This window comes from Dietzia sp. DQ11-44 (assembly GCF_014145205.1).
In the GTDB taxonomy this organism is placed as follows: Bacteria; Actinomycetota; Actinomycetes; order Mycobacteriales; family Mycobacteriaceae; genus Dietzia; species Dietzia natronolimnaea.
Window position 1 is genome coordinate 1 of record NZ_JAALEC010000068.1, and the last position, 5,093, is coordinate 5,093.

Here is a 5,093-nt window from a genome sequence, read left to right on the forward strand (position 1 = left end):
GTGGCCGGCAGCAGGCGCCGCGGGGGAAGGGCCGGTCAACTCGGGGACGGTGACGGGTCGGCGACGCCGCCGGCCCGGGCCGCGCCCACCATGCCGCGGGCGAAGTACAGGTGTCGTGCCACCACGTCGTCTCTCGTCAGCGGGCCGTCGGGGCGGTACCAGGAGGAGATCGACACGCACAGCGACGAGATCGCGCGGGCCGCGTCCTCGGGGTGCTCACAGGCGAAGTCCCCCGAGTCGACGCCGGCCCGGATGGCCTCCTCGAGCATCGCCTGCTGGGAGTCGCGCTGGGCGATGTGGTGGGCGCGGACGCCCGGGTCCATGCTCCGCATCTCCGTGGAGGCCACGAACGCCTGGTCCCGCCTGGCCATGTGGAAGCGGGCGAGGCACTCCACGAGGTTCTCGAAGCGGGCGACCGGGTGGTTCCCGGCGTCCTCCACGGCCGCGCCGGTGTGCTCGAGCATCTCCGCCATCGCCGTGTCCACCACGGCCGCGAGGATCGCCTGTTTCGAGCGATAGTGGTGGTAGAGGCCCGGAACGGACAGTCCGGCCTCTTCGGCGATCATCCTGATCGAGGCGCCGTGGTACCCGTGTCGCGCGAAGACGACCAACGCGGCACGTAACGGGGGCGACAGGGTGTCGGGCCCGAATTCTCGCCAGTCGCTCATCGGTGGACTCTCCTCGGTCATCGAAAAACCCTAGCTGTCGATCACTTGACACGTGATGTGGTGTGGGTAACACTACATCGGACCGAGCGATCGCTCGGTCGGGCCGACGGAGCGGAGGGCGATGATGAACGGACCGAACCCGCGCCCGTGGCGGGAGTTGTACCGTCCGGGTCTCGACGAGGGCCTCGCGGGGCGGCGGGCGACGCTGGTCGACGCCTGGCGCGACCGGGTCGCGACGAGTCCGGACCGGACCGCGGTCGCGTACTTCGACACCCTCCTCTCGGCGCGTGAGGTCGACCGCATGTCGGACGCCCTCGGCGCGGCGCTGCAGGATCGAGGGGTGCGGGGCGGCGACCGCGTCGGCATCCACCTGCAGAACATCCCGCAGTACGCGCTGGCGCTGCTCGCCCTGTGGAAGATCGGCGCCGCCGCCGTGGTCCTCAACCCGATGTACTTCGGTCGCGAGCTCCGGTTGCCCGTCGAGGACTCCGGCGCGGTGGGGATCATCGCCACCGACCGGGACGTCGCCGCGATCCGCGAGAGCGTGGAGGGCACCGACGCCCGGTGGATCCTGAGCACCAGCGAGCGGGACCTCCAGACCAGGAACGACCCCCGGGTATTCGGCGGAACGGACCCGGGAGTGCCGTCGGAGGACGGCGATCTCGTGCGGCTCATCTCCGACTTCTCGGGTCGGACCCCGGCTCCCGTCACGGTGTCACCGGACGACCTCGCGCTGCTGACCTACACCTCGGGGACCACCGGTCCCCCGAAGGGTGCGATGAACTCGCACGCGAACGTGGTGGCCGTGGCCCGGAGTTTCGCCGACTTCGTCGGCATCGTGCCGGGAGACGTGGTGTTGGCCATAGCGCCGCTGTTCCACATCACCGGTGCCGTCATCAACGCGACCCTCGGCCTGCTGGGGGACACCGCCTTGGTCTTCGCCGGGCGCTTCCGGCCCGAGGTCGTCCTGGACGCCTTCCGCGAACACCGGGTCACCTACACGATCGGGTCCATCACGGCCTTCAACGCGCTCATGCGTCTGGACGAGGCCGGCCCGGAGCACTTCGGGTCCGTCAAGACGCTCTACAGCGGGGGAGCACCGATCCCGCCGTCGACGGTCGAGCGGTTCCGGGAGCGGTTCGGCCACTACATCCACAACGCCTACGGGATGACCGAGACGACCTCGGGGGTCGTCGCCGTCCCGCCCGGACTCCGCGCCCCCGTGGACGAGGCCAGCGGGACGCTCTCCGTCGGGGTCCCACTCCCGGGGGTCGACGCGAGCGTGGTGGGCGTCGACGATCGACCCGTCCCGCCGGGGCAGCAGGGCGAGCTCGTCCTCAGCGGACCCCAGATCGTGTCCGGGTACTGGCGCAACGCCGCGGCCACCGCCGGGGCGATGCCCGGCGGCCGGCTGCACACCGGTGATGTCGCCGTCATGGACTCCGCCGGCTGGGTCTACCTCGTCGACAGGCTCAAGGACCAGATCAACGCCTCCGGGTACAAGGTCTGGCCCCGCGAGGTCGAGGACGTCCTGTACGAGCACGACGCGGTCTTCGAGGCCGCGGTCGTGGGCCTGCCGGACGAGTACCGCGGCGAGAAGGTGGTCGCGTTCGTCTCCCTCAAGGCGGGCCGCACCGCCACCGGGGAGGAGTTGGTCGCCTTCGCCGCCTCCAGACTCGCCGCCTACAAGAGGCCCGCCGAGGTCCACGTGGTCGGCGAGCTGCCCAAGACCCAGACCGGCAAGATCCGTCGCCGCGAACTCCGCGACGAGCACACCCCCTCCTGATTCCCCAGACCCCTCACCCGACCCGAAGGAGATGACATGGCCGAGGCCAGCATCCGCCCCGACCTCCCCTCGGAGGTCACCCCGACGCAGTCCGCCGAGGGCAACAGGAACGCCAAGAGGTCGCTCGCGGCCAGCACCACCGGGCAGCTGTTCGAGTGGTACGAATGGACCGCTTACGCGGTGTTCGCCCCGTTCATCGCGGCGGCGATGTTCAACAACGAGAACCCGGTCTCGGCCCTGCTGGCGACCTTCGCCGTCTTCGCCGTGGGCTTCCTCGTCCGGCCGCTCGGCGGGATCGTCTTCGGCCGGATCGCCGACGTCAAGGGCCGCAAGTGGGTCCTCATCACCACCATGCTCATGATGGCGGGCGCGAGCCTGCTGATCGGACTGCTGCCGAGCTACGAGACCCTGGGTGTCTTCGCCTCCGTGCTGCTCCTGCTGTGCCGGATCGTCCAGGGCTTCGCGCACGGTGGTGAGTCCGCGACCGCGTACAGCTACGTCGCCGAGATCGCGCCGCCCCACCGTCGCGGGATGTGGGGGAGCCTGGTCTTCGTCGCCATCATGGGCGGCACCGTGATCGCCTACGGCGTGGGCGGCACCATCACCGCCGTGCTGTCCGAGTCCGCCGTCGGCGAGTGGGGCTGGCGCATCCCGTTCCTGCTCGGTGCCGTGTTCGCCCTGTTCGTGCTGTACCTGCGGGCCGGTATGGAGGAGTCCGACGTCTTCGACAAGGCCGCCGAGGCGGCCGCAGCCGACCCGACCTCCCCGGTGGTCACCTTCTCCAGGGGCCGTCTTGCCCGTGCCATCGCGCTGGTCGTGACCATGGTCTCCGGCGTCACCGTCGCCCACTACACCTGGAGCTCGTACGCCTCCACCTTCGCGATCACCCAACGCGACATGGATGCGGGCGCCGCCTTCTGGATGATCTTCGGCAGCCAGCTGGTCGCCCTGTGCACGCTCCCGCTGTGGGGCCTGCTGTCGGACAAGATCGGCCGGCGCCCGGTGATCTTCATCTTCGCTGTCGGCACCATCGTCACCACCCCGTTCCTGATGGGCATGATCGACGACCGACCGTGGACCCTGTTCCTCACCTCGCTGATCGCCATGACCCTGGTCGCCGCCGCCGGTTCCATCCTGTCGTCGTTCATGTCCGAGGCGTTCCCCACCAAGATGCGCACGGCGGGCATCGGTTTCGCCTACTCCCTGTCCGTCGCGGTCTTCGGCGGCAGCGCACCGTACCTCAACGCGCAGTTCATCGAGTGGGACGTGTACTGGATGATCAGCGCCTACATCATCGTGCTCTGCGTCTGCACCATCATCGCGACGGCGATCATGAAGGAGACCCGCGGCAACGACCTGCACACGGTCGGCCACGACTAGTCCGTGCCCGTTCCGGTCATCCGGCCGCCCATCAACCGCGAGGATCACCCCATGACCACTCCACCAGAATCGTCCGCCGGCCCGGCGGTCGACCGACTCCTCCGCCCCGACGTCGTGGGCCCCAAGATCGCCGAGGCCACGGGCGAGGCGGCCTGGACGGACTTCTCCGCCGAGCTGATCGCGGGGGGCAAGTCCAACCTCACGTTCACGCTCCGCTCGGACGCCGGCGAGCTCATCCTGCGTCGGCCGCCCACGGGTGAGCTCCTCCCGAGCGCCCACGACATGGGGCGCGAGGCGCGCATCCAGCTGGGGCTGGCGTCGACGGACGTCCCGGTGGCCGGGATCGTGCTCAACGAGACCACCGGCGAGGACCTCGGTGTCCCGTACTACGTGATGGAGAAGGTCGTCGGTCACGTGATCCGCGACGAACTGCCGCCGGGCTACGCCGAGTCCGACGACGACAAGGCGGCCATGGCGGACGCGCAGATCGACGCGATGGTCGCTCTCCACGCAGTGGATCAGGACGCCGTCGGCCTGGGGGATCTGGGGCGGCCGGAGGGTTATCTGGAGCGCCAGCTACGCCGGTGGCTGGGACAGTCCGAGAAGGCGAGCGCGAGCGTCCGCGCGGACCGCCTCCCCGAGCTGGCCGCGCGACTCGGCCGGGACCTGCCCACCTCGCCGTCGTCGCGGATCATCCACGGTGACTACCGCATGGACAACTGTGTGGTCGACGCCGACGATCCGGGACGGATCAAGGCGATCCTCGACTGGGAACTGTCGACCCTCGGCGATCCGGTGGCCGACCTCGCCCAGACCGTTCTGTACTGGGGCGATCCCGACGGACCCGAGGTCCCGCTCATCCCGAGTCTGACCACGGGCCCCGGGTGGCCCGGTCCGCAGCGGTTGCTGGACAGGTACTGCTCCGCGACCGGCACGGATCCCGCACACATGCCCTGGTACCTGGCGTTCGCGACGTTCAAGTTCGCGGCGATCGCCCAGGGTGTGGCCACCCGCTCCGAGGCCGGGGACATGGCCGGACAGGACTTCGGTGACATCGGCCCGCAGATCCGCGAACTGGTGGAGTACGGCCACTCGATCCTCGATTCCCGGAAAGGCACCCGCTGATGGCTGATCCCGCTTCCGACGCCGGCGTTTCCGGCGCCCCGGCTGCCGACCCCACCGACCGGATCGCTCGCGGGCCGGTCGACCCCCGCACGGGTCCCCAGGCGGCGCTGCCCGTGCTCGACCGCTTCCGCCTG

4 protein-coding genes are annotated in these 5,093 nt (G+C 70.1%); 3 read left to right on the forward strand and 1 reads right to left on the reverse strand.

Annotated features, from left to right (window positions below; translation table 11 throughout):
- Positions 1–35: 35 nt before the first annotated feature.
- Positions 36–689 (reverse strand): TetR/AcrR family transcriptional regulator, encoded by a 654-nt coding sequence (locus G6018_RS02010; protein WP_241731968.1) that lies wholly within the window; start codon positions 687–689, stop codon positions 36–38.
- Between the two features lie 103 nt (positions 690–792).
- On the opposite strand from G6018_RS02010, the gene G6018_RS02015 reads away from it, so the two are divergent.
- From G6018_RS02015 to G6018_RS02025, 3 genes are read left to right on the forward strand one after another with little or no spacing between them, the layout of a single operon-like run.
- Positions 793–2,454, forward strand: coding sequence for an AMP-binding protein (locus tag G6018_RS02015; RefSeq protein WP_182610850.1), 1,662 nt, complete (start codon positions 793–795; stop codon positions 2,452–2,454).
- 36 nt (positions 2,455–2,490) lie between these two features.
- Complete coding sequence (locus tag G6018_RS02020; RefSeq protein WP_179525669.1) at positions 2,491–3,834, forward strand: MFS transporter; 1,344 nt, start codon at positions 2,491–2,493, stop codon at positions 3,832–3,834.
- Positions 3,835–3,885: 51 nt separating this feature from the next.
- Positions 3,886–4,959: a phosphotransferase family protein gene (locus tag G6018_RS02025; RefSeq protein WP_182638581.1), complete on the forward strand. Its 1,074-nt coding sequence runs from the start codon at positions 3,886–3,888 to the stop codon at positions 4,957–4,959.
- Positions 4,960–5,093 lie beyond the last annotated feature (134 nt).

Excerpts from the sequence above, each read along its gene's own strand:
- G6018_RS02025 (WP_182638581.1), top strand. The coding sequence starts at position 3,886 with ATGACCACTCCACCAGAATCGTCCGCCGGCCCGGCGGTCGACCGACTC.
- G6018_RS02020 (WP_179525669.1), top strand. The coding sequence starts at position 2,491 with ATGGCCGAGGCCAGCATCCGCCCCGACCTCCCCTCGGAGGTCACCCCG.
- G6018_RS02010 (WP_241731968.1), bottom strand. The coding sequence starts at position 689 with ATGACCGAGGAGAGTCCACCGATGAGCGACTGGCGAGAATTCGGGCCC.
- G6018_RS02015 (WP_182610850.1), top strand. The coding sequence starts at position 793 with ATGAACGGACCGAACCCGCGCCCGTGGCGGGAGTTGTACCGTCCGGGT.